The organism is Streptomyces sp. NPDC058092, assembly GCF_042884935.1.
In the GTDB taxonomy this organism is placed as follows: domain Bacteria; phylum Actinomycetota; class Actinomycetes; order Streptomycetales; family Streptomycetaceae; genus Streptomyces.
The window spans coordinates 197,234-220,168 of record NZ_JBHVSY010000001.1; the positions used below are offsets into that span (position 1 = coordinate 197,234).

At 67.8% G+C, this 22,935-nt stretch carries 21 protein-coding genes and 2 pseudogenes; 18 read left to right on the forward strand and 5 right to left on the reverse strand.

From position 1 onward, the window contains the following. Positions 1-89 precede the first annotated feature (89 nt). Positions 90-647 carry a DinB family protein gene (locus tag ACFVV1_RS01010; protein WP_389982526.1) on the forward strand — a complete coding sequence of 186 codons (558 nt, stop codon included), beginning with the start codon at positions 90-92 and terminating at the stop codon, positions 645-647. Here ACFVV1_RS01010 and ACFVV1_RS01015 read toward each other — a convergent pair. Both ACFVV1_RS01015 and ACFVV1_RS01020 read right to left on the reverse strand, forming a co-directional pair. Then, positions 644-1,741 carry an IS630 family transposase gene (locus ACFVV1_RS01015; RefSeq protein ID WP_389982529.1) on the reverse strand — a complete coding sequence of 366 codons (1,098 nt, stop codon included), beginning with the start codon at positions 1,739-1,741 and terminating at the stop codon, positions 644-646. The genes ACFVV1_RS01010 and ACFVV1_RS01015 overlap by 4 nt on opposite strands. 152 nt (positions 1,742-1,893) lie before the next feature. Then, positions 1,894-3,609 (reverse strand): chitinase, encoded by a 1,716-nt coding sequence (locus ACFVV1_RS01020; RefSeq protein ID WP_389982532.1) that lies wholly within the window; start codon positions 3,607-3,609, stop codon positions 1,894-1,896. A 724-nt stretch (positions 3,610-4,333) separates the two neighbouring features. On the opposite strand from ACFVV1_RS01020, the gene ACFVV1_RS01025 reads away from it, so the two are divergent. The 14 genes from ACFVV1_RS01025 (at position 4,334) to ACFVV1_RS01090 (ending at position 16,360) form a co-directional block, all read left to right on the forward strand. Next, a complete protein-coding gene (locus tag ACFVV1_RS01025) occupies positions 4,334-5,218 on the forward strand; it encodes a hypothetical protein (protein ID WP_389982534.1) in 885 nt (294 codons plus the stop codon). A 75-nt stretch (positions 5,219-5,293) separates the two neighbouring features. Next, positions 5,294-6,001 (forward strand): Flp pilus assembly protein CpaB, encoded by a 708-nt coding sequence (gene cpaB / locus ACFVV1_RS01030; RefSeq protein ID WP_389982536.1) that lies wholly within the window; start codon positions 5,294-5,296, stop codon positions 5,999-6,001. 7 nt (positions 6,002-6,008) lie between these two features. Further along, positions 6,009-7,295, forward strand: coding sequence for a CpaE family protein (locus tag ACFVV1_RS01035; RefSeq protein ID WP_389982538.1), 1,287 nt, complete (start codon positions 6,009-6,011; stop codon positions 7,293-7,295). Positions 7,296-7,391: 96 nt separating this feature from the next. Next, the gene (locus ACFVV1_RS01040) at positions 7,392-7,787 is read left to right on the forward strand and encodes a TadE family protein (RefSeq protein WP_389982541.1); all 396 of its coding nucleotides are present in this window, start codon (positions 7,392-7,394) and stop codon (positions 7,785-7,787) included. Beyond that, positions 7,784-8,185, forward strand: coding sequence for a TadE/TadG family type IV pilus assembly protein (locus ACFVV1_RS01045; RefSeq protein ID WP_389982544.1), 402 nt, complete (start codon positions 7,784-7,786; stop codon positions 8,183-8,185). The genes ACFVV1_RS01040 and ACFVV1_RS01045 overlap by 4 nt, the downstream gene beginning before the upstream one ends. A gap of 68 nt (positions 8,186-8,253) precedes the next feature. Further along, positions 8,254-9,591 carry a CpaF family protein gene (locus ACFVV1_RS01050; protein WP_389982546.1) on the forward strand — a complete coding sequence of 446 codons (1,338 nt, stop codon included), beginning with the start codon at positions 8,254-8,256 and terminating at the stop codon, positions 9,589-9,591. A gap of 9 nt (positions 9,592-9,600) precedes the next feature. After that, the gene (locus tag ACFVV1_RS01055) at positions 9,601-10,539 is read left to right on the forward strand and encodes a type II secretion system F family protein (RefSeq protein ID WP_389982549.1); all 939 of its coding nucleotides are present in this window, start codon (positions 9,601-9,603) and stop codon (positions 10,537-10,539) included. A 14-nt stretch (positions 10,540-10,553) separates the two neighbouring features. Further along, the gene (locus tag ACFVV1_RS01060; protein WP_389983867.1) at positions 10,554-11,441 is read left to right on the forward strand and encodes a DUF5936 domain-containing protein; all 888 of its coding nucleotides are present in this window, start codon (positions 10,554-10,556) and stop codon (positions 11,439-11,441) included. A gap of 51 nt (positions 11,442-11,492) precedes the next feature. After that, on the forward strand, positions 11,493-12,809 hold the full coding sequence (locus ACFVV1_RS01065) for a sensor histidine kinase (RefSeq protein WP_389982552.1): 1,317 nt from the start codon (positions 11,493-11,495) through the stop codon (positions 12,807-12,809). Positions 12,810-12,867: 58 nt separating this feature from the next. Continuing rightward, positions 12,868-13,965, forward strand: a complete 1,098-nt coding sequence (locus tag ACFVV1_RS01070; protein ID WP_389982555.1) for a response regulator — start codon at positions 12,868-12,870, stop codon at positions 13,963-13,965. A 245-nt stretch (positions 13,966-14,210) separates the two neighbouring features. Beyond that, complete coding sequence (locus ACFVV1_RS01075; RefSeq protein WP_389982558.1) at positions 14,211-14,447, forward strand: hypothetical protein; 237 nt, start codon at positions 14,211-14,213, stop codon at positions 14,445-14,447. Between the two features lie 50 nt (positions 14,448-14,497). Beyond that, positions 14,498-15,052, forward strand: coding sequence for a pilus assembly protein TadG-related protein (locus tag ACFVV1_RS01080; RefSeq protein ID WP_389983870.1), 555 nt, complete (start codon positions 14,498-14,500; stop codon positions 15,050-15,052). 31 nt (positions 15,053-15,083) lie between these two features. Next, positions 15,084-15,701, forward strand: a complete 618-nt coding sequence (locus tag ACFVV1_RS01085) for a hypothetical protein (RefSeq protein ID WP_389982560.1) — start codon at positions 15,084-15,086, stop codon at positions 15,699-15,701. Beyond that, on the forward strand, positions 15,701-16,360 hold the full coding sequence (locus ACFVV1_RS01090) for an OmpA family protein (protein WP_389982562.1): 660 nt from the start codon (positions 15,701-15,703) through the stop codon (positions 16,358-16,360). Before ACFVV1_RS01085 ends, ACFVV1_RS01090 begins: the two co-directional genes overlap by 1 nt. Positions 16,361-16,527: 167 nt before the next feature. On the opposite strand, the gene ACFVV1_RS01095 is transcribed toward ACFVV1_RS01090, so the two are convergent. Both ACFVV1_RS01095 and ACFVV1_RS01100 read right to left on the reverse strand, forming a co-directional pair. Further along, positions 16,528-17,091, reverse strand: coding sequence for a dihydrofolate reductase family protein (locus ACFVV1_RS01095; protein ID WP_389982564.1), 564 nt, complete (start codon positions 17,089-17,091; stop codon positions 16,528-16,530). 454 nt (positions 17,092-17,545) lie between these two features. Beyond that, positions 17,546-17,800 carry a hypothetical protein gene (locus ACFVV1_RS01100; RefSeq protein WP_389982567.1) on the reverse strand — a complete coding sequence of 85 codons (255 nt, stop codon included), beginning with the start codon at positions 17,798-17,800 and terminating at the stop codon, positions 17,546-17,548. A gap of 440 nt (positions 17,801-18,240) precedes the next feature. On the opposite strand from ACFVV1_RS01100, the gene ACFVV1_RS01105 reads away from it, so the two are divergent. The 3 genes and pseudogenes from ACFVV1_RS01105 to ACFVV1_RS01115 form a co-directional block, all read left to right on the forward strand. Then, entirely contained in the window at positions 18,241-19,296 is a 1,056-nt protein-coding gene (locus tag ACFVV1_RS01105; protein WP_389982570.1) for a hypothetical protein, read from the forward strand. A 524-nt stretch (positions 19,297-19,820) separates the two neighbouring features. Further along, positions 19,821-22,535: an ATP-binding protein gene (locus ACFVV1_RS01110; RefSeq protein WP_389982573.1), complete on the forward strand. Its 2,715-nt coding sequence runs from the start codon at positions 19,821-19,823 to the stop codon at positions 22,533-22,535. Positions 22,536-22,642: 107 nt separating this feature from the next. Continuing rightward, a pseudogene (locus ACFVV1_RS01115) lies at positions 22,643-22,801 on the forward strand (transposase); the annotation flags it as partial. Positions 22,802-22,806: 5 nt separating this feature from the next. Here ACFVV1_RS01115 and ACFVV1_RS01120 read toward each other — a convergent pair. After that, positions 22,807-22,932, reverse strand: a pseudogene (locus ACFVV1_RS01120) (helix-turn-helix domain-containing protein); the annotation flags it as partial. Positions 22,933-22,935 lie beyond the last annotated feature (3 nt).

A 22,935-nucleotide genomic window follows, 5' to 3' on the forward strand; every position in this document is an offset into this window, starting at 1 on the left:
GAAGCCGGTCTCGGCGAGGAAGCCCTCGGTGAGGGTGGGGCGATCTTGAGCCTGGAGCGATGTCAGAGCGGCTGACTATGCTCCCGATCATGAGCGATTCAACTCCCCAGTCACCCCCGTCTGCGACCACTTCTGAGGCGGAGTCCCTGCGTTCGGTCCTGGAGCGCAACCGACGGACCTTCGCCTGGAAGACGTCCGAGCTCGATGAGGCCGGGCTGCGGGCGACCACGGCCGCCAGTTCAATGACGCTCGGTGGCCTCGTCAAGCACGTGGCCTTGGTCGAAGCGGACTGGCTGGCCGTGAAGCTGGCCGGCCGCGAGTACGGGGCCCCCTGGGACGCTGTGGACTTCGATGCTGATCCTGACTGGGAATGGCGGACCGGGGCGCTGGACGCTCCGGAAGACGTCTATGCGGTATGGCACGCAGCGGTCGAGCGATCGCGGGAGCTTGTGGCCGAGGTCATCCAGGAGCGTGGGCTCGACGGACCGGCGTCGTTCACCTGGCCGGACGGTCGCATACCCAGCGTCCGCGACATGCTCCTGGACATGATCGAGGAGTACGGGCGACACACAGGCCACGCCGATATTCTCCGCGAGGCGGTGGACGGCCGCGTGGGCGAGAACGCACCCAAGGACTTCACCGTCTAGAGATCTCCAATGGCGGTGGGTTGCGGCGGTGCGAAGTCCAGGCCGGTCTTGGTGAGGAAGCCTTCGATCAGGCCGGTCCGGTACTGCATCCGCTTGAGCCGGGTCTTGACCAGCGTGGTCAGCTGGTCGATGCCGTGTTTGGCGAGGTTGGCCAGGGATCGTTTGAGGTGGGACCAGACGGCCTCGACCGGGTTGAGTTCCGGGGCATAGGGCGGGAGTTGGTAGACGGTGAGCCACTCGCGGGCGGCGATCAGTTGTCGCATCGTGCGGCTGACGTGGGTGTTGAGATTGTCCCAAACGAGCACGACGGGTCCGCCGAGCTGCTGGTGGGCGGCGTCCAGGAGGTGCGCGTAGTCGCTCTCGGCGAAGCCTTTGCGGCGGCCTCGGTGCGGGCCGCGATCGACGTGTGTGCGGTAGATCAGCCGCGGCCGACGACCGGGTCTGGTGCAGATCAGCGCGGCCAGCGAGATCCGCTTGGTGCCGGCCGAGGTCACCGCCACGACCGGGGTGTGCCCGCGCCGGCCCCAAGTACGGCCCTTCGGCGGCCTCAGCCCTTGGCCGGACTCGTCCTGGAAGCAGAGCCAGGCACCCAGGTGTGCCGCCGTCCTTTTATCACCGGCCAGTCCACCTCCCGCCAGGCCGTGATCCGTTCCTCGTCGCGCTCGGCCGCCCACCGGGTGGGCACCTGCACGCTCCAGCCGATCCGGTGCAGCAATAGATCCACCCCGGCCAGGGTTGTAGTCCACGCCGAACCGGCGGCGGATCACCTCGACGATCCGCGCCAGCGTCCAGCACTGGTCCTCGCCCCAGCCATGTGCTGCCGGACCGGCATCCAACTCCGCCTCCAGCCGTCGCAACTGCTCCGGGGCGAGCCGGCACCGAGCACCGCCGGGCCCTTTGGAGGCCAACGCCTGCCGGCCACCCGCGGCCAGCGTCCGCCGCCAGCGGTTCGCCGACATCCGCGTCACCCGGAAGTGTCCGGCCACCTCACGATCGCTGGCCCCGGCCTCGATCATGTCCGCCGCGGCCAGGCGCGTCAGTTCCCGCCGGGACCGCTCCTCCGCGGTCAACCCACCACCATCGGGATACCTCATACTCCCGGCATAGCGAATCCCGCGTCAGCAGTCACCCAGCCCAGAACCCCCGCCATTAAAGGTCTCTAGCGCCCCCACTTGTACGTACGCACACGTGCAGCAGCGCCGCCGGGGGAGCGGCGGCGCTGCTGGTCACCGGTGCCGGTCGGTGGTTACGGCAGGCCGTGGACGTGCGGGGCCACCGCGTTCGACCAGGCGTTGCCCGACTTGGCGTCCCAGTTGGTCGACCAGGTCATCGCGCCACGGAGACCCGGGTAGGTCTTCGCGGGCTTGAACGTGCCGCAGTTGGTGCCGACGGCCAGGCAGTCCAGGGCCGCGTTCACGACCGGGGGTGCCACGTAGCCGCTGCCCGCGCCGCTGGTGGAGGCGGGGACTCCGAGGCCGACCTGGGACGGGTCGAGGCCGCCCTCCAGCTGGATGCAGGCGAGCGCGGTGAGGAAGTCCACCGAGCCCTGCGAGTAGACCTTGCCGTCGCAGCCCAGCATCGAACCGCTGTTGTAGTACTGCATGTTGACGACGGTCAGGATGTCCTTGATGCCGAGCGCCGTCTTGAAGTACTCGCCCGACGTCGACTGCATGTCGATGGTCTGCGGGGCCATCGTGATGACGAGGCCGGAACCCGCCTTCTGCGACAGCGCGCGCAACGCCTTCGTCATGTACGTGGAGTTGAGGCCGTTCTCCAGGTCGATGTCGACGCCGTTGAAGCCGTACTCCTGGATGAGCGAGTAGACCGAGTTGGCGAAGTTGGTGGCGGAGGCGTCGCTGTTGACCGAGACGGACCCCTTCTCACCGCCGACCGAGATGATGACGTTCTTCCCGGCCGCCTGCTTCGCCTTGATGTCGGCCTTGAACTGGTCGACGGTGTAGCCGCTCAGGCCCGCCGTGTCCAGGTTGAAGGTGACGGCGCCCGGCGTGGTCGTGGCGTCGGCGAAGGAGACCGCGATGATGTCGTAGTTCGCGGGTACGTCGCCGAGCTTCTGCACGGTCGCGCCGTTGTTGAAGTTCTGCCAGTAGCCGGTCACCGCGTGCTTGGGCACCGAGGTGCCGGGGTCGGGGTTGCCGCCGCCCTTGGCCGTACGGCCGCCGACCGTGGCGGACTTGACGGACTCACCGGCCGCGTTGGTGGCGCTCACCGCGAACTGGTACGCCGTGTCGGCGGCCAGGCCCGTGATCGTGGCGGAGGTCCCGGTGGACGTGGTGGCCTTCGTGCCGTCCTTGTAGACGGTGTAGCCGGTCGCGCCGGGCACCGCGTTCCAGGACAGAGCCACGGAGGAGGACGTGGTCGCGCCGACGGCGAGACCGGCGGGCGCGGCGGGGATCTCCGGTGCGGGGTCGGTGCCGCTGACCGAGATGTCGTCCACCAGGTAGGCGGCCTGCCCGTACCAGCCGTGCGTGTACACCGTGACCGACGTGGTGTTCGGGCCCGTCCTGAAGCTGGTGGTGAGCTGGGTCCAGCTGCTGGAGCCGGGGGACCAGGTCGACACGTCGGTGGTTCCGGTGCCGCTCGCGCCGAGGTACGCGTACCCGCCCTGCACCCAGGAGCTGAGCGTGTACGTCGAGTCGGGCTTCACGGCCACGGTCTGGGTGCACTTCGCGTTGTCCTGGCCGGACGGGGTGGCCTTGAGGGCGGCGGTGCCCCCGTGTACGGGGGAGGAGACGGTGGTGCCGCTGCCGCCGGAACAGGTCCAGTTGGCGAGCCCCGACTCGAAGCCCGCGTTCTTGGCGACGTTGACATCGGCGGCCTGGGCGTTGCCGACGAGACCGGTGGCGGTCAGCGCGCCGGCCGCGAGGACGGCCAGGGCGCAGCCGAGGAGCGGCCGGGTGCGGCGCCTGCGGAGTTCGTGGCCGCTGAGGGGGGAAGGTTCCACTTTGCTGCCTCCGTGGGGGAGTTGGGGATGCCGAGCGGGGGTGTTGGGGGGAAGCCCGAGTAGGGGCGCTGGGGTGTACTCGGGGGTGCCCGGGGACGAGCCGGCGGGGTCGGCCGGCGGCACCTCGGGCTGTCCTTGGAGTGGTGCGGAGATGAAGGGGGAGCGGAGTCGGGCGACGGTGGTCACCGCTGGCCGATAAACTGGTCCAGACCAATCAAGTTGTCAAGACCTCTGGCAACGAGAGCCGCGCGGACCGCGTCCGCCGACCCGCTCTCCGCCCTTCCCGTCAGCCACCCCCGAACGCCCCCACGCAGGTTCCGGAACGGCCTTGGGCCCGCCAAGTGTTGACGTTTTGTTGACCCGGCGTGCCCCGTGCGGGTGACGTGGCCCAGATGTCCGGACAGTGACGATCCGGCCCTCGCCCGGGCGCCGGGCCGCCGGTTCCGCATCGGGTCTGACGTGCGGAAATGAATTCCGGCCGCAGGTAATCGAAAGGTGGATTCGTAACACTCCGCAGTGGTACAGGAGTTAACCGTTTCGGATTTGGTCCGATTTAGCACGGGGGCGTTGCCCGGACATCTCGTGCGCGCTGTCGTACTGGCCTCCGAAAAGTGTTCTCTGCCAGGTAAGACGTGGATAAAGTGCTGAGGCAGAACCGCGGAGCAGGAGCGATTGCGGCCTACGTCATGACCGGCGTTTGGCCGGAGCCGAAACGGGGAACAGCGTGCCGACCGCAATAGCAGTGACCAATGCTGATCTGGTACTACCTCCGACCGACCAGCAGACACCGACAGCTGCCCTGCTGCAGGCGCCCGACGCCCAGGCGCTGGAGATGGCCATCGGCGACATGCACGTGCTGCTCGAACAGCACGGGTACGTCGTCGCCGTCTATCCGACCAGCATCGCGCCCGCCCACGAGCGCCGCCTCCACTCCGTACGCTCCGTGCTGGAGAGCGACCGCATCGCGCTGCTCAAGGTGGACCTCCCCCCCTTGGGCATCGCCGTACTCGTCAGGCAGCTGCGCCAGTTGTCCATCTGTGACTTCAGCCCGGGAGTGGTCGCCTCCGCCGCCCGGCTGCTGTCCCACTACATCCACGCGGGCGCCCTGCTGAACTCGGTCACCAGGTTCGACCGGGTCCCGGTCGACCTCAGGACACACGCCACGTCCTGGGTGCCCGGCTCCCAGTTCGCCGTGGTCGCGGGACCGAATCCGCAGCTCATCAAGGTCGGCCCGAAGGCGGACCTGCCGACCGGCCCGGAGTTCGCCACCGACCTGATGACCGCCAAGGGGCAGTCCCAGTCGGAATGGGTGAAGCGGACTCTCGCACCCGCCTGGCAGGTCCAGTCCATTCACGAGGCGCCCCTTCCGTCCGATTCCCCGGCCTGGTGGGGAACCGGAAAACTGGTGGAATTCGCCGCCTATCTTCCAGACATCTCCGTCCTGTACCAATTGGTGTCCTCCGTACGTCGCGAGAACTGCCACTGGTGCGGAATGGAGCTCATCGGTGACCGCTGCGGGTTCTGCTCCTCCCCGCTGCCCGCGGCCGAGAACCGAATGCACCCCGCCGGTGTCCTCAGCCAGGGAGCGCCCGCACCACCGCAGTCCTAGCGCTTCCGCTTTCCTCCGTAGACGCCCTTCTGTCCGCTGCCCCACGCATCCGATTCGAACGAGGTTGTCCGGCCCATGAACTCCCGCCAGCGCCGCGGCGTGATACTCCTGCTTTTGTCGGTTCTGTGCGCCTTCGGCGCCTTCGCCGGCGTGCTCTCGGTGATCAGCGACGTCAACTCCAAGGTCGGCCCCGAGGTCTCGGCCTACCAGCTGAAATCCGACGTGGCGCCCTATACAGCCCTGTCCTCCGGTCAGTTCGAGAAGATCTCGATGCCGAAGCGCTGGCTCTCCACCAACGCGGTGACCGATCTCTCCGAGGTGAACGGCAAGATCGCGGTCACCCAGCTGCGCAGGGGCTCGCTGCTCCAGTCCGACATGATGCAGAAGCGCCCCGAACTGCAGCCCGGGGAGCAGGAGATCGCCATCATGATCGACGCCGCGACCGGCGTCGCGGGCAAGATCACGCCCGGCGCCACGGTCAACATCTACGCCACCTTCGCCGGTGAGCGCGACGGCGACCCCTCCCAGTCGAAGGTCATCGTCTCCAACGCCAAGGTGCTGGACGTCGGCAAGCTCACCGCCCTGGAGCCGAGCCGCGACGGCAAATCCAACATGGGCACCGAGGCCGTCCCGATCACCTTCGCGCTCAACACGCTCGACACCCAGCGCATCGCCTACGCCGAGTCCTTCGCGGCGCACGTACGCCTCGCGCTCCTGGCCTCCGGCAGCGACAGCACCATCCGCCCGGGTGACCGCACCTACACGCTCGACAAGGACAAGTGAGGATCCGATGACCACCAGGATCCTCCCGGCCGTCGGTGACATCGACGCGGCCAGATCCGTCACCACCCTGCTCAGCCAGCTTCCCGACGCGGAACCAGCAACTCCGGTCGGTGACTCGACCCAGCTCATCGACACCCTCGCCCGGCTCGCGGGCGAATCGCTCGACGATCTGCCCGAGGTCGTGCTGGTCCACGAGCGGATCGGCCCGGTGCCGGCGCTGGAACTGATCCGGGAGGTCTCCCTGCGCTTCCCCGCCATCGGGGTCGTGCTGATCACCGCCGACGTCACATCGGGCCTGTTCTCGTCCGCGATGGAGTCGGGCGCGCGAGGTGTCATCACCTTGCCCCTGAACTATGAGGAACTGGCCAGCCGGGTCCAGTCCGCCGCCCAGTGGTCCGTCGGCGTCCGCCGCCACCTGAGCGCCGGAGCCGATGTCTTCACCGGCCCCGGCGGTACGGTCATCACGGTCAGCGGCGCGAAGGGCGGGGTCGGCGCCACCGTCACCGCCGTACAACTCGCCCTGGCGGCCCAGACGTCCGGACGCACCGTCGCCCTGGTCGACATGGACCTTCAGGCCGGTGACATCGGCTCGTACCTCGATGTGCAGTTCCGGCGCTCCATCGTCGACCTGTCGACCATCACCGACATCTCGCCGCGCGTCCTGTCCGACGCGGTGTTCAGCCACGGCTCCGGCCTCGCGCTGCTCCTGGCCCCCGGCGAGGGCGAGAGCGCCGAGGAGGTCAGCGACCGCTCGGCCCGGCAGATCGTCAGCGCCCTGCGTTCGCGTTACGAGGTCGTGGTCATCGACTGCGGCAGCCAGCTCCAGGGCGCCAGCGCCGCGGCCATCGAGATGGCCGACACGGCGCTGCTGGTCACCACCCCCGACGTGATCGCGGTGCGCGGCGCCAAGCGGCTCGTACGCATGTGGGACCGGCTCCAGATCCGCAAGGCGGAGGAGACGGTCACCGTGGTCAACCGGTTCATCCGCAACACCGAGATCCAGCCGCAGCTGATCGAGAAGATCACCGGAACCCGGACGGCGAACACGGCCGTTCCCGCGAACTTCAAGGAGCTGCAGAGCGTCGTCGACTCGGGCCGGCTGCACGAACTCGATTCCAAGAGCACCGTCAAACAGGCCCTCTGGGCCCTTGCGGGCGAGCTGGGCATCGTGAAGGTTCCTGACAAGGCGGAGAAGAGCGGCACGAGGAGCGGCGCGAAGTTCAAGAACGACCGGGGCTCGATCAGGCGCCGACGCGACCGCGATGGCGACTCCCGGAACCGGCCGACGACCTAGGGGGCAAGTTGACCAATGGCACTTACCGAGACGACAGACATGGGGATACGGGGAAGGCGTTACGGTGACCCTTCCCCGGGCGGGCGCGGGGGTGGGATGCGCGTTCGCCTCTTCGGCCGGGGGCGGGACCGCGGCCAGACCGCGATCGAGTTCCTGGGCGTCACTCCGCTGATCATCCTGCTGGCGGTCGCGCTCTGGCAGTGCGCGCTGATCGGCTACACGTTCTCGCTGGCGGGGAACGCTGCGGATCAGGCCGCGCACCAGGGAGCCATCGCGCAGGGCCTGCGAGGGCAGGCGTGCCGGAAGGCGGCCGAGAAGGACCTGCCGAAGGCCTGGCGGGACGCGATGAAGCAGAAGCCGAACTGCCGCAGCTCGGACGGCATGTACAAGGCCCAGGTCAAGCTGCAGGTACCCGTCCTGGTGCCCGGCGTACTCAACTGGCCGTTCCGCGTCGAAGGCAACGGCGCGTTCCCGCTGGAGGCCGACCGATGAGCAAGCACCCACCCACACCCGGCCGAACGGCCGCCGCCACCACCGTCCGCCGCCGCGACAGGGGTCAGGTCGCCATCGAGTATCTGGGCTTCCTCCCCCTGCTGCTCCTGGTCGGCCTCCTCGCGATCCAGGCGGGCCTCGCCGCGTACGCCGCCAACCAGGCGGGGACCGGGGCCCGGGCGGGAGCCCGTATGGCCAGCATGTCGACAGGCGACTGCGACGAGCAGGCGGGCTTGGACGCGATGAGCGACTGGACGGCCGGCCGGGCTCACATCGAGGACAGGTCCTCCTCCTCCGACAAGGTCACCTGTACTGCCCGCGTCGATGTGCCCAACATCATTCCGGGTGTCCATCTCTGGGGTACGGCAGAACGCAGTTCCACGATGCCCCGCACCTGACCCCTGCGGCGCACGCGCCGCTGCTTCACCAGCGGTTCAACAAGCAAGTCGGAACGAGGAGTTACGGAATGAGTCTGCGGGCACGCATGACCGCCCCCGAGAAGAACGGCGGGGCGCGGGAGGACAGCCACATGGTGGCCACCTACCGCGCCAAGCTGCTCGAAGAGATCGACCTGGCAGAGATGTCCTCGCTCGCCGCCGCAGACCGGCGGGCCCGGCTGGAGCGCGTACTCAGCCACATCATCAGCCGCGAAGGACCGGTCCTCTCGACCGTCGAACGCACCCAGCTGATCCGCCGGGTCGTCGACGAGGCCCTCGGTCTCGGCATTCTCGAACCGCTCCTCGAAGACGCGTCCATCACCGAAATCATGGTGAACGGACCGGACCAGATCTTCGTCGAGCGCAGTGGCAAGGTCGAACAGCTCCCGATGCGCTTCAGTTCGCACGAGCAGCTGATGCAGACCATCGAGCGCATCGTCTCGACCGTCAACCGCCGCGTCGACGAGTCGAACCCCATGGTTGACGCGCGTCTACCCAGTGGTGAGCGTGTCAACGTGATCATCCCGCCGCTGTCGCTGAGCGGTGCGACGCTCACCATCCGACGGTTCCCGAGGGCCTTCACGCTCCAGGAAATGATCAACGTCGGCTCGCTCGACGAGCAGATGCTGATCCTGCTCTCCGGACTCGTCCAGGCCAAGCTGAACGTCATCGTCTCCGGCGCCACCGGTACCGGGAAGACGACGCTCCTCAACGCGCTCTCCGGCCTCATCCCGAACAGCGAGCGCATCGTCACCATCGAGGACTCCGCCGAGCTCCAGCTCCAGCAGAGCCATGTGATCCGGTTGGAGTCCCGTCCGGCGAACGTCGAAGGGAAAGGCCAGATCACTATCCGTGACCTGGTCCGCAACTCCCTGCGTATGCGCCCCGACCGGATCGTCGTCGGTGAGGTCCGTGGTGGTGAATCGCTCGACATGCTCCAGGCGATGTCGACCGGTCACGACGGCTCGCTCGCCACCGTCCACGCCAACAACGCCGAGGACGCGCTCATGCGTCTGCAGACTCTGGCCTCGATGTCAGAGATCAAGATCCCGTTCGAAGCACTGCACGACCAGATCAACAGCGCCGTCGACGTCATCGTCCAGCTCACCCGGCATGCCGATGGCTCCCGCAAGATCACCGAGATCGCCGTCCTCGACTCGCACGGCCGCGATCCCTACCGCATCGTGACCGTCGCCCGGTTCGACGCCCAGCCGATGGACGCCGAGGGCCGGATCAACGGAGAGTTCAGGTACCTCCCGATCCCGCGCAAGATCGCCGAGCGCCTCTACATGGCCAGCCAGCCCATCCCGCAGGCCTTCGGAGTCGCCGATTCCGCCGAACAGCTCGCCACCCGAGAGGCCAACTAGGACCGCGCCATGACGAATCTCCCTCTTCTCACGATCGGCGTCACGCTGCTCTGCGGTGTCACGGGCGTCGCGGGCCTGCACGCCTACTCCGGCGGGAAGGCCGACCGGGACGCCCTGGTGGACCGCCTCTCGCACACCGGCCACATCCCGGAGACCGGGCGCCGTCGCCGATTCCGCGGCCTCGACGCCAGGCTGCGCAAGACCGGTCTGGGCCGGAAACTCGAACTGAAGCTGGCCGCCACCGGCCTCGACATCACGCCAGGCGAGTTCTTCGTCTATTCGCTCGCTGCCATGGCCGGCCTCTGGATGATCGCCTCATCCATGCTCGCCAGCTTCTTCGGCCCGGTCGCCGCACTCATCGGCCTCTGGGGCACCAACGCCTTCCTGAACTGGCAGCGGACCAAACGCACCGAACGCTTCATCAACCAGCTCCCCGAACTCGCCCGTATCCTCGCCAACGCCACCCAGGCCGGCCTCGCGCTGCGTACGTCCATCAGCATGGCGGCCGACGAGATGGAGGACCCGGCGGGCGAGGAACTGGCCCGGGTCTCCCGACGCCTCGCCGTCGGCGAACCCCTGGAGGACGCGATGAGCGAGCTGACCGACCGGCTGCCCTCCCGCGAACTCGTCGTCCTCGTCACCACCCTCGTCCTGTCCAACCGGGCCGGCGGTACGGTCGTCAGCTCGCTGCGCAACCTCACGGAGACGCTGGAGGAGCGCAAGGAGACCCGGCGCGAGGTCAAGACCCAGCTTTCCCAGGTCACCGTCACCGCCTACGCCGTCCCGATGTTCGGCCTGGGCGCCATGCTCCTGATGAACGCGGTCATGCCCGGTGCACTCGACCGCATGACCGGCGCCTTCATCGGTCAGGTCGCGGTGGTCGTCTCCATCGCCCTTTACACGATCGGATTCATCGTGATCCGCCGCATGTCCCGGATCGACGTCTGATGGGCGGGGCGAACATGGGCCTGTTGCTCGCCGGTGTCATGGGTCTCGCGGTGTACGGAGTCATCGCCGGCATCCGCATGTACCGGCGCGACGCGAAGCTCCCCGGCGACCTCGCCATCGCCCTGGAGGTCGGTTCCACCCGCACCAGCGCGGTCGGTTCCGGCATCGACCGGCTCGGCATGCGCTGGGCCCCGGCGGTCCTGCGGATGATGGGCCCCAAGGCCGTCAACAAGAAGCGCCGCCAGATCGACCTGGCGGGCAACCCCGGCGGTCTTACGATCGACCGCTACGCCGCCCGCCGCGCCGTCTACGGCGGCCTCGGCGCGCTCGGCGCCTTCACGATGCTCCTGCGCGGCCAGATCTTCTTCGCGCTGCTGCTGATCGCCTTCGGTATCTTCTGGGTCGAGGTCGGCATCTGGTCCGCCGTACGTGTCCGCCGCGATCACATCGACCGGACGCTCCCCGACTTCCTCGACGTCCTCGCCGTCGTCGTCTCGGCGGGCCTCGGCTTCCGCCAGGCACTGGGACGCGTCGCCGAGAAGTACGAAGGCCCGTGGGCCGACGAACTCCGCATCACACTGCGCCAGATGGACATGGGCGTCAGCCGCCGCGAGGCCTTCGATCAACTGCGCAAACGCAATGACTCGGAGCAGGTCGCGATGTTCGTGACCACGCTCCAACAGGGCGAGGAACTCGGTGCGCCGATCGTCGACACACTGATCCAGATCGCCAACGACATGCGCCGCACCGACGCTCAGAACGCCCGCCGGAAGGCCGCCAGGGCCGTACCCAAGGCGACCTTCGCCGTCACGACGTTCCTGCTCCCCGGAACGCTGGTGCTGCTGACGGTCGGCTTCGTCTACGGAGCCAACATCGACTTCGGCTCCCTCACGGGCGGATGACGTGAACTCGGCGGCCGGCGGGCAGGACGGGCGAAGGGAGGTGACAGGCTCATGTCGTTCCAACTCGGCGGCATCCAGACTGGGCTGAATGTCGAGGTGCGTCAGGCGATTGCCGATCCTGGAGCACGTCCGGCGTTCGCGATCCAGGTCAACGCGCTCCAGGCGATGTGCCGCCAGGTCTTCGGCTTCCGGCTCGCGATGATCGCCATGGCCACACCGTTCGCGATCGGCCACACCGCGAAGGGACTGGCCTCCTGGCTGATCGGCTCGGCCATCCTCGTCACCTTCATGGGCTCGTACGTCCTGTTCCGAGACTGGGAACGCTTCGGCCCCGTACTCCTGCGCCACCCCTGGCTGCTTGGCATAGACGCCTTCTTCGGCGCCCTGCTGCTGATCACCGGCGGCCCTGAGTCCACCCTCGCGTATGTCACCGTGTGCACCCCGCTGCTGGCCGGACTCGTTTCCGGCTGGCGAGGGGCTGCGGTGTTCGCCGCACTTCAGATCGTCATCGTTCTCGGCGTGTACAACACCGGTCCGAAGCTGCAACCCGCCGACGCCACGGCGGTCCTCCTCCCCGGCTTCTGCGTCATCGCGGGTGCCGTCGGCGTCACCCTGCGCAACCTGCTCCTTCGCTTCGGGACGGCCAGCCAGGCCCTCACCGAGACCAGGGCCCGCCTCGCTGTCAACGAGGCCGTGGAGGGCGAACGCACCCGGCTCGCCCGAGAAATGCACGACTCCGTAGCCAAGACCCTGCACGGTCTGGCACTGGCCGCCGACGGCCTGGCCGGCTCGTCCGACCGCATGGACCCGCTCACCGTCAAGCACCAGGCCGAACTGGTAGCCCGCGCCGCCCGCCGGGCCGCCGCCGAATCCCGCGAACTCCTCTCCGACCTGCGCCGCGAGTCCGGACTCGACGGTGGCGTGGACGTGGTATGCGAACTCCGGGCACGCGCGGACGACTTCACCCGCCGCCACGGCCTCACCGCCACCTTCAGACTGCTCGACGACGCACCGATCCCGCACGTCCCCCAGGCCGTCGCGCGCCAGCTGCTCACCGTCGCCTCCGAGGCGATGGAGAACGCCCACCGCCACGCCCGCCCCACCTACCTCGTCGTACTCGTCGGCGTGAAGGGCGATGTCCTGCGCGTCAGCGTCTACGACGACGGACAAGGCCTGCCCCCGGGCACGACGCTCGACGACCTCCGGCAGGCCGGCCACTTCGGCCTCGTCGGCATGGTCGAACGCGCCGCGTCCATCGGCGCCCGCATCCGGATCGGAAAGGGCCAGGCGGCCAGCGGAACCGAAGTCCGCCTGGAACTCCCGATCGCCGCTCTCACCACCGCTCCGGAACCGCAGCAACCCGACTGAACCGCGCAACGTCCCACTCCACCCTCACCCCCCATAGAACCCTGAGAGGAGGTCGCAGATGCCGGACGACGTCTCCCGCGCGTCGGGCCAGAACTGGGCCGCACAGAACCACGCCTCCCAGCACACGACCTCGCACATCACCCCGCTCAACTCGGAGCCCGGTTCGCACGGGTTCCCCGCCCCCGTCCCCCAGCAGTCCGCGGCATCCGAGTCCATGTATCCCTTCCCCGCGCCCCCGCCTATTCCCGGTGCCCTGCGGGTCGTCGTCGCCGACGACAACCCGGTGGTCCGGGCCGGACTGGGCGTCCTGCTCTCCGGCCGCGACGACATCGACGTCGTGGCCGAGGCCGCGGACGGCCGCCAGGCCTACGACAGGGCCGTTCTGCACCGCCCGGACGTCGTCCTGCTGGACGTCCGCATGCCCGGCGTCGACGGCATCTCCGCCCTGCCCCACCTCGTCCGGGTCGCACCGGTCGTGATGCTGACCTACAGCCGCGAGAGCGAGATCGTCCACGAGGCGCTGCGCCTGGGCGCGAGCGGCTACCTGGTCCACGGCGAGTTCACCGCCGACGAGTTGGTGCAGGCCGTACGCGACACCAAGAACGGCCGGGCCCACTTCACCGCCACAGCAGCGAACGCGCTCCTGGCCCACATGCGCCAGGGCCCCGGCCCGCAGGGACGAGCGCTCCCGGAGGGCCTCGGCGCGGCCCTGACCACAGGTGTTCCCTACCAGGGGCCCGGCTACGACGGTCACGTCCCGAGTTCCGCTCAGCAACACGGTGCGCCTGCACATGCACCCAAGCCCGAACCGGTTCCACCTGCGATGCGACCGGGCCGCCCCGCACAGGGTCTTTCGCATCTGCAACCAGCTGTGGCACAGTCTTCCGTGACCGGGGGCTCGGGCGTTGCTCCCAACAGGCGGCAGTACGGGCTGAGTTCGCGGGAGGTGGAGGTCATGGAGCTGATCGCGTCCGGCATGAGCAATCAGCAGATCGCCGCCACCTGCTTCATCAGCGAGAAGACGGTCAAGAACCACATCAACCGCATCTTCACCAAGCTGCACAGCGCCACCCGCAGCGAGGCCATCGCCCGCTGGCTCGGCACAGCCCCCACGGCGGGTCCGGGGGCGCACGGGGCCGGTGGTCACCGTGGCTGAGCGTCGCAGCGGCAGCGTGGTGGTACGTGCGGGGCGTGGGGCCCCGCACACGCCGACGCCGGAGGCCCAACTCACGCTTTGGGCCCGGGAATGGGCCCTGGGACCCTCCGGTGAGCAGGGTGTGCCGCCGTATGTTTCTCATGTCGCCGGCGGCTCCGGCCAGGAGGAAGCCGGAACCGCGGGCGACACCCAAGAAACGTGCGAGTCGGCCGACCACCGGTCGGCCGAACCCGGAGGGGAATTCCATGTCGAAAATCACCCTGAAGACCGCCGTGCGCGTCAACGGCTGGGCCAACACCGCGGTCGGCGCGATCCAGAAGCGTTACGAGGCCAAGGACCGGGGTCAGACGGCGTTCGAGTACCTGGGCATCATCCTGGTGGTCGTGGCGATCATCGGGGCGATCATGGCTACGGGTATCGGCGGCAACATCTCGAGCCGAATCGACGGCCTGGTGACCTCCATCACCTCGGGGGGCAAGTGATCGGACGTAGCCGCCGCGATGCAGGGCAGGCCTTCCCCATCTACGTAGTGATGGTGGCGGGCCTGCTCTTCCTCGTGTTCGCATTCTTTGCCGTCGGCAAGGCGTCAGCCTTGCGCAATGGAGCCCAGGGTGCAGCGGATGCTGCCGCACTGGCTGCTGCTCAACAGAATCGTGAAAACTTCGGGACCGGGTTCCTCGCGTCGCTCCCCGGGGACATGCTGGAGCAGTTCCTTCAGGCCCACCGGGTTTACGGGTGCCCCGCGGCTCGCAAATTTGCCGCAGAGAATCAGGCAAAACTCAGCGACTGCTTGCCGACGCTCGGCGGCTATCGAGACCGGATCAAGGTTGAGGTCAAGGGCCGTAAGCCGGTGGACTCGTCGGTGATTCCCGGTACGAAGAAGAGGGTCGCGAAGGCCACGGCCACTGCCATTGTCGAGTTCCGTTGCCCCGGGTGGAAGGCCTTGGACTTCAACGATGACGGTGTCAAGGACTTGTACATCTTCACGTGTGAGGGCGCCGGGACGGTCGAAATCGCCCCGGGCAGTCCCCCGCCCTGGTCCGAGGTGAGCAAAATTCTCTACGACGTGCACCTGGTCGACAATTGACGGCGAACGACGAGTAAAGGAATCAGAACCCATGAGCATTCGGCGCTCCACCAAGTCCCGAAGGGCGGTGGCAGCCGTCTCGCTGGCGGCGGCCTTGGCTCTGGCCGTCACAGGTTGCGGCACTGACGGTGGTGGCAAGAAGACGAACGATGCTGGTTCGTCGCCGTCCTCCGAGCCTTCCAAGTCCTCCGACGGGGACAAGGGGGCGAAGCAGGAGGACACTGCGGCCGGGGACAACGTGGACCCGAATGTGAAACTCGCTCAGGTCAATGGCCGCGACGGGCTGATCCTTGTCGTCAATGAGGTAAAGCGCGATAGTGGCGGGTTCGTCACTGTCAATGGCGTGATCAAGAATGAAGGAGAAGATGTTAGCAGTGGCTCCCAATGGTCGGGGAGCGAGAGTGCCATCGTGGCCAAGAATCCGAATTCTGTAGCAGGCGCGACACTTGTGGACAAGGTCGGCAAGAAGCGTTACTACATTCTTCGGGACACGGATGGGCGATGCCTCTGCACAACCGGACTGACAGCGATCCCTTCCGGAAAGTCTGTCTCTGTCTTCATGCAGTTCCCGGCACCGCCGGAAACCACCAATGAAGTCGACTTCACACTGCCGACGTTCGCCACTGCCTCGCTGAAGATTTCTGGGTGATGGCCGACATGAAATGCGTTCGTACACGGCACGGGCAACGCCATGTCGCAGGGCGGGCCATCGCTGTAGCGGTACTGCTGGCCGGCAGTACCGTCTTCGGCGCGACGACGGCTCTGGCTGATGACGACCCGAGTGTGCCGCCGGGCACCGAGTCCACATCAGTGCCCCCGGTCGAGCTCGACCCCAACGATCCCGATCTGAAGATGCCCGAAGGCGGCATGCTCGCCCCGGCCAAGGTTCTCGACATCGTCCAGGTGATCGAGGACGAGGGCGGCGAAGAACGTCGCGAGGACAGCAACGCGAACATCAAGTTCGCGCTCCAGGCCGAAGTCCTCTTCGGCAAGGACAGCGCCAAGCTGAGCTCCGCCGCCAACGCGCGTATCGCGGCCATCGCCACCGAGATCAAGAAGCAGAACGCCACCAAGGTGCGCGTGTTCGGCTTCACCGACAATCTGGGTTCCTCGGCCCACGGTGACGTGCTGTCCAAGCAGCGCGCCAACGCCGTGCAGTCGGTGCTGGTCCGGCAGTTGGGCTCGAACGTCACCTTCGATATCCGCGGATACGGCGAGCAGTACCCGATCGCCGACAACAGCACGGAAGAAGGCCGCAAGAAGAACCGCCGCGTGGAGGTCTCCTTCCCGCGCGGTACCTCTTCCTGAGCACCCGGACCCCCACAGGGGCCCTGTAGGGTCTCAAAAGCCTTGGCAGAATCTCACGGCAGTTGGCAGATGGATGGCAGAAATGCCACTGCCATGAGACTTGCAGTTCAGGGGCTTCACTCGTTTGGGTGGCTCGGGCGGTAGTCCGGGTCACCCAGGACGGGCGCTCAGCGCCTCGTCTCGTACCTGGTCAGGATCACGCCGCAGGGAAGCGTCCGCGTCTCCACCAGGTTGAGGTTCACCCAGTTGTCCAGCGCGGTGAAGAACGGCGTGCCGCCGCCCACCAGGACCGGCGCGGTGGCCAGCACGTACTCGTCAATCAGCCGGGCCCGCATGGCCGCCCCGGCGAGCGTCGCGCCGCCGATGTCCATCGGGCCGCCGTCCTCGGCCTTGAGCCGGGTGATCTCGGCGACCGCGTCGCCGGTGACCAGGCGGGTGTTCCAGTCGACCTCGTCGATCGTCGAGGAGAACACCACCTTCGACATGTCCCGCCAGCGGCGCGCGAACTCGATCTCCGCCGGGGTGGCGTTGGGCTGCTGGTCGCCGGTCGGCCAGTAGGAGCTCATCGTCTGCCACAGCTTGCGCCCGTACAGCGACAGGTCGGTCGCCTGCAACTGGTCGGACCAAAACTGGAACAGCTCGTCGCTCGGCACGCTCCAGCCGATGTCGTCGCCGGGCGCGGCGATGTAGCCGTCCAGGGTCAGGTTCATGCCGTAGATCAGTTTCCGCATGGCGCCAGCCTTCCGTGAGTCGGTCTCACGCGTACAGACCGGCGCGGCGCGGAAAACTCATCGGTGTGCGATCTGAGCTCACATGTAGTCCTCGTGCTCGGTGGCTCAGCCGCAGACTCATCGTTCCGCCGAGGAAATGGCATCGATCTGAGACTGATCTTGGGTGACATCGCGGTGAGACAACAGAGAACCAGCAGGTCACAGAAGATCGACATTTCATCGGCGGCGAGACCCTACAGGCCCTGTAGGGTCTCAGATTTCGCTGCACAGTCTCACGCCTGCTGCATATCGGCTGCACTTATGAAGTGGACGTGAGACAACCAGTAAATCACCAGGTCACAGTCTCCTGTGGCATTGAGCCTGTCGGATTCTCACCGCTTCTCGTTCGTGCTGTCGGATTCTCATAGCGTCGCGCGCTGAGCGACGACGTTTGCCCCGTACGTGGGGTTTGATCTCATTTTCCTGGTCCGGTTCTCGCGGTACCTGTCACGGTCGTTTCGGCAGGTACGCGGAGCCGGAGGTGGCGATGGATCTGGGTCTGGTCGATATCGAGTGGGCTGACGGTGAGGGCGGCGCTCTGCGCCAGGCCGCGGAAGGTGATGGCCTCGCCGCGGCGGATCATGTCCCGTAGCCCCTTCTCGGCGCGGGCCCGTGCGGCGGCGCTCTTGCGGGCGGCGGCCTGGCGGAGGTTGTCGGGGTTGCGGCGCATGCCGGTCACCTCCCGTCCCGGGTGCGGGTGATCGCGTCGGATCCGGCCGCTGTGGGAAGCACGCCTGAGTCCGGTGCCGCACGTCCGGCAGCACCTGGGAGCCGCACTCCTGGTCAGCCTGATGGTGGTGAACAGCCGCACTGACCTCACTCCAGTGGCAGCTGAACTCGGCGGCCCTGCAACGTCGCCCGCGTCGCCGACTGGATCGACACCGCACCCAGAACACGACGCCGGGCCACGCACTTCCGCACTCTGTGCTCAGCCACCGCATGATCTGCCCGACATCACCAGCAGAGCCGCGTCGTTGGGTTTCGCGTCGAGGGCGCGATGCATGAAGAGAGGGCGCCGTGTCCCGGCGGGGCGGGTAAAAGCCGGTCCGTAGGGAAAGATGACAAGGCGCGGTCCTTACCCGTGCTGTAGCGGGCTGGAGGGAAGTTCTCGTGAGACGAACGCCTGCAAACGCAGGCACCGAGATCGCAGGGTGGGCCATCCCAGGGGACGGCGGGCAATGGTCTGCCCCCCTGCAGTGCAAAACCCGGGACCTCTCGCTGCTCAACCCCGGCCTTCCCCACGTAGAGCCGCACGTCACGGCGTGGGCGCAGAAAGTGGGGCTGCTGTCTGCGGAAGCGGCTGAGCAGGCCCGCAGGGAGCGTCATATTGCCTTCGCCGGACGGGTCTGGCCATGGGCACCCCCGGAGCGGCTGGCAGAGCTGTCTCGCTTGGCCCTGTGGATGTTCGTCGTCGATGACCGCAGTGACGCCCGCGGGGACGATTCCGGAGCGGTCGACACAGAGCTGCAAGCCATGATGCGCATCGTCACCTGCGCACAGGACGTTGTGCCCGAAAAGGCGCCGGGGACCGTACGCGTCCTGGCAGAGGTCGTGCCCCGATTGGCCGATCAGATGAGCCCCGCATGGAGCGATCGCTTCCGCCGGCATCTGGCGGAATGGATACGCACCAACCAGGACATGATCCGGCGCCGGGTGGAACGCAGCGTACCCACGCCTCATGCCTACGTCGCCTGGCGCCGGGTCTCCGGAGCGGTCGGCTGGTGCTTCGACCTCACCGAATACGCACAGGATGCGGAACTCACCGAGCTGGTGTGGTCCTCGCCGGCCTGCCGACAGCTGCGGGATACCGCCGCCGACATCATCTGCTGGACCAACGACCTGTACTCCCTCGGCAAAGAACTACGCACCGGCGAAACCAGCAACCTCGTCGTGATATTGCAGCACCATCACCACTTGACGCTGCAGGACGCTGTCAACGAGGTGCACCGCCGGCTCTCCCTGCGAATCATCGAATTGCCTGCCGCAATAGTCAGTCTGCAGACCACCGCCCTCGCCATGAACCTGACGGTGCAGGAACAGGCCGCAGTTGACCGGTACGTGGACGGGATCCGCGCATGGGCTCGTGGATTTCTCGAATACAGCCAGGAGTCGGCACGGTACGCCGAGGCCTCCGTTCCCCCAGCAACGGCGGGGCTGCGGTTGTGAGCCAGGATTACTGTGGAACGGGCGACCGGTCGATGTCCGCCCGACCGGCTCGGGAAGCCTCCCGAGCGCACTGTCAGCTCGCCGGACCGCCCCCGGTCCTGCTGCCGGCCCTTCACCGGCTGGCGGTACGCCCCGGAAAGCCCCGAGGCCGACGCCGGGTTCGACGACTCGTCCTGGCGGCTCTGCGACCTCACCACGTCCCACAGGCACGGCTGGGCCAACGACGCCTTCAAGTCGGCCCGTGGACATGCCCCCGACGGTCCCGCACGCCGTTCTCCCAGGTCAACCCACGAATCCGCCGATCACGTGTGTCTGCCTACCGATGAAGTCGGGAGACCCCGGCGACGATGGCCCGTGAAGCCGAACCCCACGCCGGCGTTGCGAGATGCCACCGCACGATCGCCCGCATCCAATCCCCCAACATCTCTGCCGTGTATATGTGTGTTTCGCTAGGCTTCCCCGCATGCTGGCAGAGCAGGGGGAACAAAGTGTCGGAACGTCACCGCACCGGGAGGACCACCGTCGTGGACGGACGCGATCGGGTGGGTAAGCCCCTGTACGAGCGCCAAAACGAGGTGGTCGCTGCTCGGAATGCGGTGGAGGGGATCTGCGCAGGCGGCGGGGACGGCGAAGGCAAGCAGGGTGGGCTGCTGTTCTTCAGCGCTGCCGCCGGGCTGGGCAAGACGACCGTGCTGGCCGAGGTCCGGCGCATCGCCACTGCCCGCGGCTGCACTGTACTGTCCGCCCGAGGCGGCGAGCAGGAGCATACCGTCCCCTTCCATGTCGTACGCCAGCTGCTGCAGCCCGTCCTCGCTTCCTGCACCGAGGCCGAGCGTCGCGAGATGTTCGGCGGGTGGTACGAGATCGCCGGCCCGGCCGTTGGTCTGTTCGCTCAGCAGACCGGTACCGCCGCCCCGGACCCGCAGGGCGTCCGGGACGGTCTGGACTGGGTCGTCACCCAGCTGGCCGTGCGACGGGCACCGATAGTGATCGTTCTCGACGACGCCCATTGGGGTGATCTGGAGTCACTCGCCTGGCTCGCCGCGTTCGCGGTGAGAGCGCAGGAACTTCCCGTGCTGGTGGTCCTCGGCTACCGCCCGGACGAAGTGCCCACCGAGGCCGCGACGTTCCGCGAACTGATCGACGGCCGCAGCGGACGCCCGATTCCCCTGCACGTTCTCAGCCCGGAGGCAGTGGGCGAACTGGTGCGAAGTTCGCTCGGAGCGGAAGCCGACGACCTCTTCTGCCGCGAGTGTTGGGCGGTCACGGGCGGCAACCCCTACGAGGCCGTCGAGCTCATCGCCAAGGTCCAGGACCGCAGCCTCGCCCCGAACGCGGAGTCGGCCTCCCTGCTGCGCGAACTCGCTGCGAGCGCACGCGGCGCCGGACTGGTCAAACGGCTGGAGAGGCTCGGCCACGCCTCTGTCCGGCTTGCCTGGGCCGCCGCGGTGCTCGGCACCGAGATCTCCCCGGAGCTGGCCGCAGCAGTGGCCGGACTGCCACCGGCCGAGGCCCAGGACGCCGTGGACCGGCTGCGCGTCGCCCGTATTCTCACCGGCAGCCGGACACTCGAGTTCATCCATCCACTCGTCGCCACCGCTGTATACCAGGCCATCCCGCCGACCACCCGCACCGCGCTGCACGGTCAGGCCGCCTGGGCGGTGGCCGACGCGGGCCTGGGCGTCACAGCCGCCGCTCGGCATCTGCTCGAGACCCATCCCGAGGACGACCCACACACCGTCCTTCAACTGCGCGCTGCCGCGCGCGAGAATCTCCGTCTTGGCGCGCCCGACGCGGCTCGACGCTGTCTGGAACGTGCGCTGCGCGAACCGCCGGCGCCCGAGGATCGCGCGGGCGTGCTCTACGAACTCGGCTGCTCTGCCCTGCTCACTGCCCCGGCCGTCACCGTCAATCACCTCACGGCAGCCCTGGAGCAGCCCTTCCTGGACCCCGCGCTCAGGGAGGACGCCACCTTCCGGCTGGCTCAGGCATTCGCCCACAACGACCAGCCCGCCAGAGCGGCCGCCGTCGCGGGCGCCGAGGCGGCACAGGCAAAGTCCGCTCGAGCGCGGCTGCGCCTGCAGGCAGCGCATTATCTGTGGCTGGCCTTCGACGCGCACGAGGCGCAGGCGTCCGAGCGCTCCCGTCGGCTCGTACGGCTTGCCGAGCACGTGCCCGGAAAGGACATCGAGGAGCGGGCCCTGCTGTGCGTTCGAACCTGGGACGCGATGTTGCGCGGGGAGCCGACCGCGAACACGCTGGCCATTGCCGCACGTGCCCTGGGACTGAGCTACACCGACCCGGACTGGGGTTTCGAACTCCCGAGCCTGACCGCGCTCAGCTACATGTACGCCGACGAGTGCGACCGCGCGGAAGAACTGTTCAGTTCGGCCATCGCAGAGTGCGAGCAGGTCGGGTGGAGTGGTGCCCACCTCTCTTTCGGCTTCACTCTCCTCGGCCTGGTCTGGTTCCGGCGCGGGATGCTCGTCGAAGCAGAGGACTGCGCGCGTGAGGGAGTGCGCCTGGCCGAGCGGGTGGGCCCCCGGGTGCCCGCCCAATGGTATGCCGTCGGACTGTTGCTGGACGTCCTGCTGTCCCGGGGCCGCGTCGAGGAGGCGCTTCGCGTCGCCGAGACGTACGACTTCGCGCCTCCCTACCCGAACGCGGTGGCCTTTCCCGACTCCCAAACCGTCTACGGACGACTGCTTCTCGCCCGTGGTCTGCGCGAGGAGGCTGTGGCACAACTCACCGCGGCCGGGAAACGGCTGGAAGCCAAGGGCATCCTCAACCCGACCTGGTGTCCCTGGGCGGGATACCTCGCCATCGCCATCGCCGAGGAGGACCCCCAGGGCGCCCGCGCCCTCGCAGCGGAGATGCTGCGTCGGGCAGAGCGCTATGGGACGCCCACCGCCATCGGTGAGGCGCTGTGCTTCGGCGCGGCGGTGGACGAGGACGGGCAGGCGCTGCCCCAGCGAGAGCGCGCGGTGAAGGTACTGAGCCGGTCCCCCAACCGGCACGCGTACGCTGAGGCGCTGATTGACCTCGGCGCGGAGCTCAGGCGCAACGGCCGCACCGACAGGGTAGCCGAGCTGCTGTTCGAGGGTATCGAGCTGGCGGACCGATGTGGTGCCGACCATCTCGCTGAGCGAGGCCGTGCGGAGATGGCCAAGGCGGGGCTGCGGCTGCATCGGCAACGCACTTTGGCGCAGCGTCGGGTGAGCGCCGCAGAGCAGGGCTGACCTCGAGCGAGGCAACGGGGTCGGCCCCCCTGAATGGGGCCTGTGTGATGTCGTGATCAATCTTGCAGATCCGGATCCGCCTGGAAGGCGGATCCGGTGGGAAGACGATCGCGACGCGCAGGCAACTCACCGATGAACAGTGGAAGTTGATCGAACCGTTCCTGCCGATAGCTGAGTACGGCCCGTACCCCGAGCGGCTGCGGGATCAGTTTGAGGGGGTGATCCGGCGGTTCAGGACAGGCGCGCAGTGGCGTGAGATGCCGGCCGTGCTTCACAGGCGGCACCCGCTGCCCGGGACGGTGACGATCACCGGCGGGTTGCCGAGCCTGGCACACAGCTTGCTCATCGTGACCTCGACGACGGTGGTGAACGGGTCGGTGTTGGCGTCCCACGCCTTGGC

What these genes read in the sequence shown, in the direction of transcription:
- ACFVV1_RS01095 (WP_389982564.1), bottom strand. Translation starts at nt 17,091, where the DNA reads ATGCGGAAACTGATCTACGGCATGAACCTGACCCTGGACGGCTACATC.
- ACFVV1_RS01060 (WP_389983867.1), top strand. Translation starts at nt 10,554, where the DNA reads ATGGGCCTGTTGCTCGCCGGTGTCATGGGTCTCGCGGTGTACGGAGTC.
- ACFVV1_RS01090 (WP_389982562.1), top strand. Translation starts at nt 15,701, where the DNA reads ATGGCCGACATGAAATGCGTTCGTACACGGCACGGGCAACGCCATGTC.
- cpaB (WP_389982536.1), top strand. Translation starts at nt 5,294, where the DNA reads ATGAACTCCCGCCAGCGCCGCGGCGTGATACTCCTGCTTTTGTCGGTT.
- ACFVV1_RS01015 (WP_389982529.1), bottom strand. Translation starts at nt 1,741, where the DNA reads ATGAGGTATCCCGATGGTGGTGGGTTGACCGCGGAGGAGCGGTCCCGG.
- ACFVV1_RS01075 (WP_389982558.1), top strand. Translation starts at nt 14,211, where the DNA reads ATGTCGAAAATCACCCTGAAGACCGCCGTGCGCGTCAACGGCTGGGCC.
- ACFVV1_RS01085 (WP_389982560.1), top strand. Translation starts at nt 15,084, where the DNA reads ATGAGCATTCGGCGCTCCACCAAGTCCCGAAGGGCGGTGGCAGCCGTC.
- ACFVV1_RS01050 (WP_389982546.1), top strand. Translation starts at nt 8,254, where the DNA reads ATGAGTCTGCGGGCACGCATGACCGCCCCCGAGAAGAACGGCGGGGCG.
- ACFVV1_RS01070 (WP_389982555.1), top strand. Translation starts at nt 12,868, where the DNA reads ATGCCGGACGACGTCTCCCGCGCGTCGGGCCAGAACTGGGCCGCACAG.
- ACFVV1_RS01040 (WP_389982541.1), top strand. Translation starts at nt 7,392, where the DNA reads ATGCGCGTTCGCCTCTTCGGCCGGGGGCGGGACCGCGGCCAGACCGCG.
- ACFVV1_RS01035 (WP_389982538.1), top strand. Translation starts at nt 6,009, where the DNA reads ATGACCACCAGGATCCTCCCGGCCGTCGGTGACATCGACGCGGCCAGA.
- ACFVV1_RS01065 (WP_389982552.1), top strand. Translation starts at nt 11,493, where the DNA reads ATGTCGTTCCAACTCGGCGGCATCCAGACTGGGCTGAATGTCGAGGTG.
- ACFVV1_RS01100 (WP_389982567.1), bottom strand. Translation starts at nt 17,800, where the DNA reads ATGCGCCGCAACCCCGACAACCTCCGCCAGGCCGCCGCCCGCAAGAGC.
- ACFVV1_RS01010 (WP_389982526.1), top strand. Translation starts at nt 90, where the DNA reads ATGAGCGATTCAACTCCCCAGTCACCCCCGTCTGCGACCACTTCTGAG.
- ACFVV1_RS01055 (WP_389982549.1), top strand. Translation starts at nt 9,601, where the DNA reads ATGACGAATCTCCCTCTTCTCACGATCGGCGTCACGCTGCTCTGCGGT.
- ACFVV1_RS01080 (WP_389983870.1), top strand. Translation starts at nt 14,498, where the DNA reads ATGGTGGCGGGCCTGCTCTTCCTCGTGTTCGCATTCTTTGCCGTCGGC.
- ACFVV1_RS01045 (WP_389982544.1), top strand. Translation starts at nt 7,784, where the DNA reads ATGAGCAAGCACCCACCCACACCCGGCCGAACGGCCGCCGCCACCACC.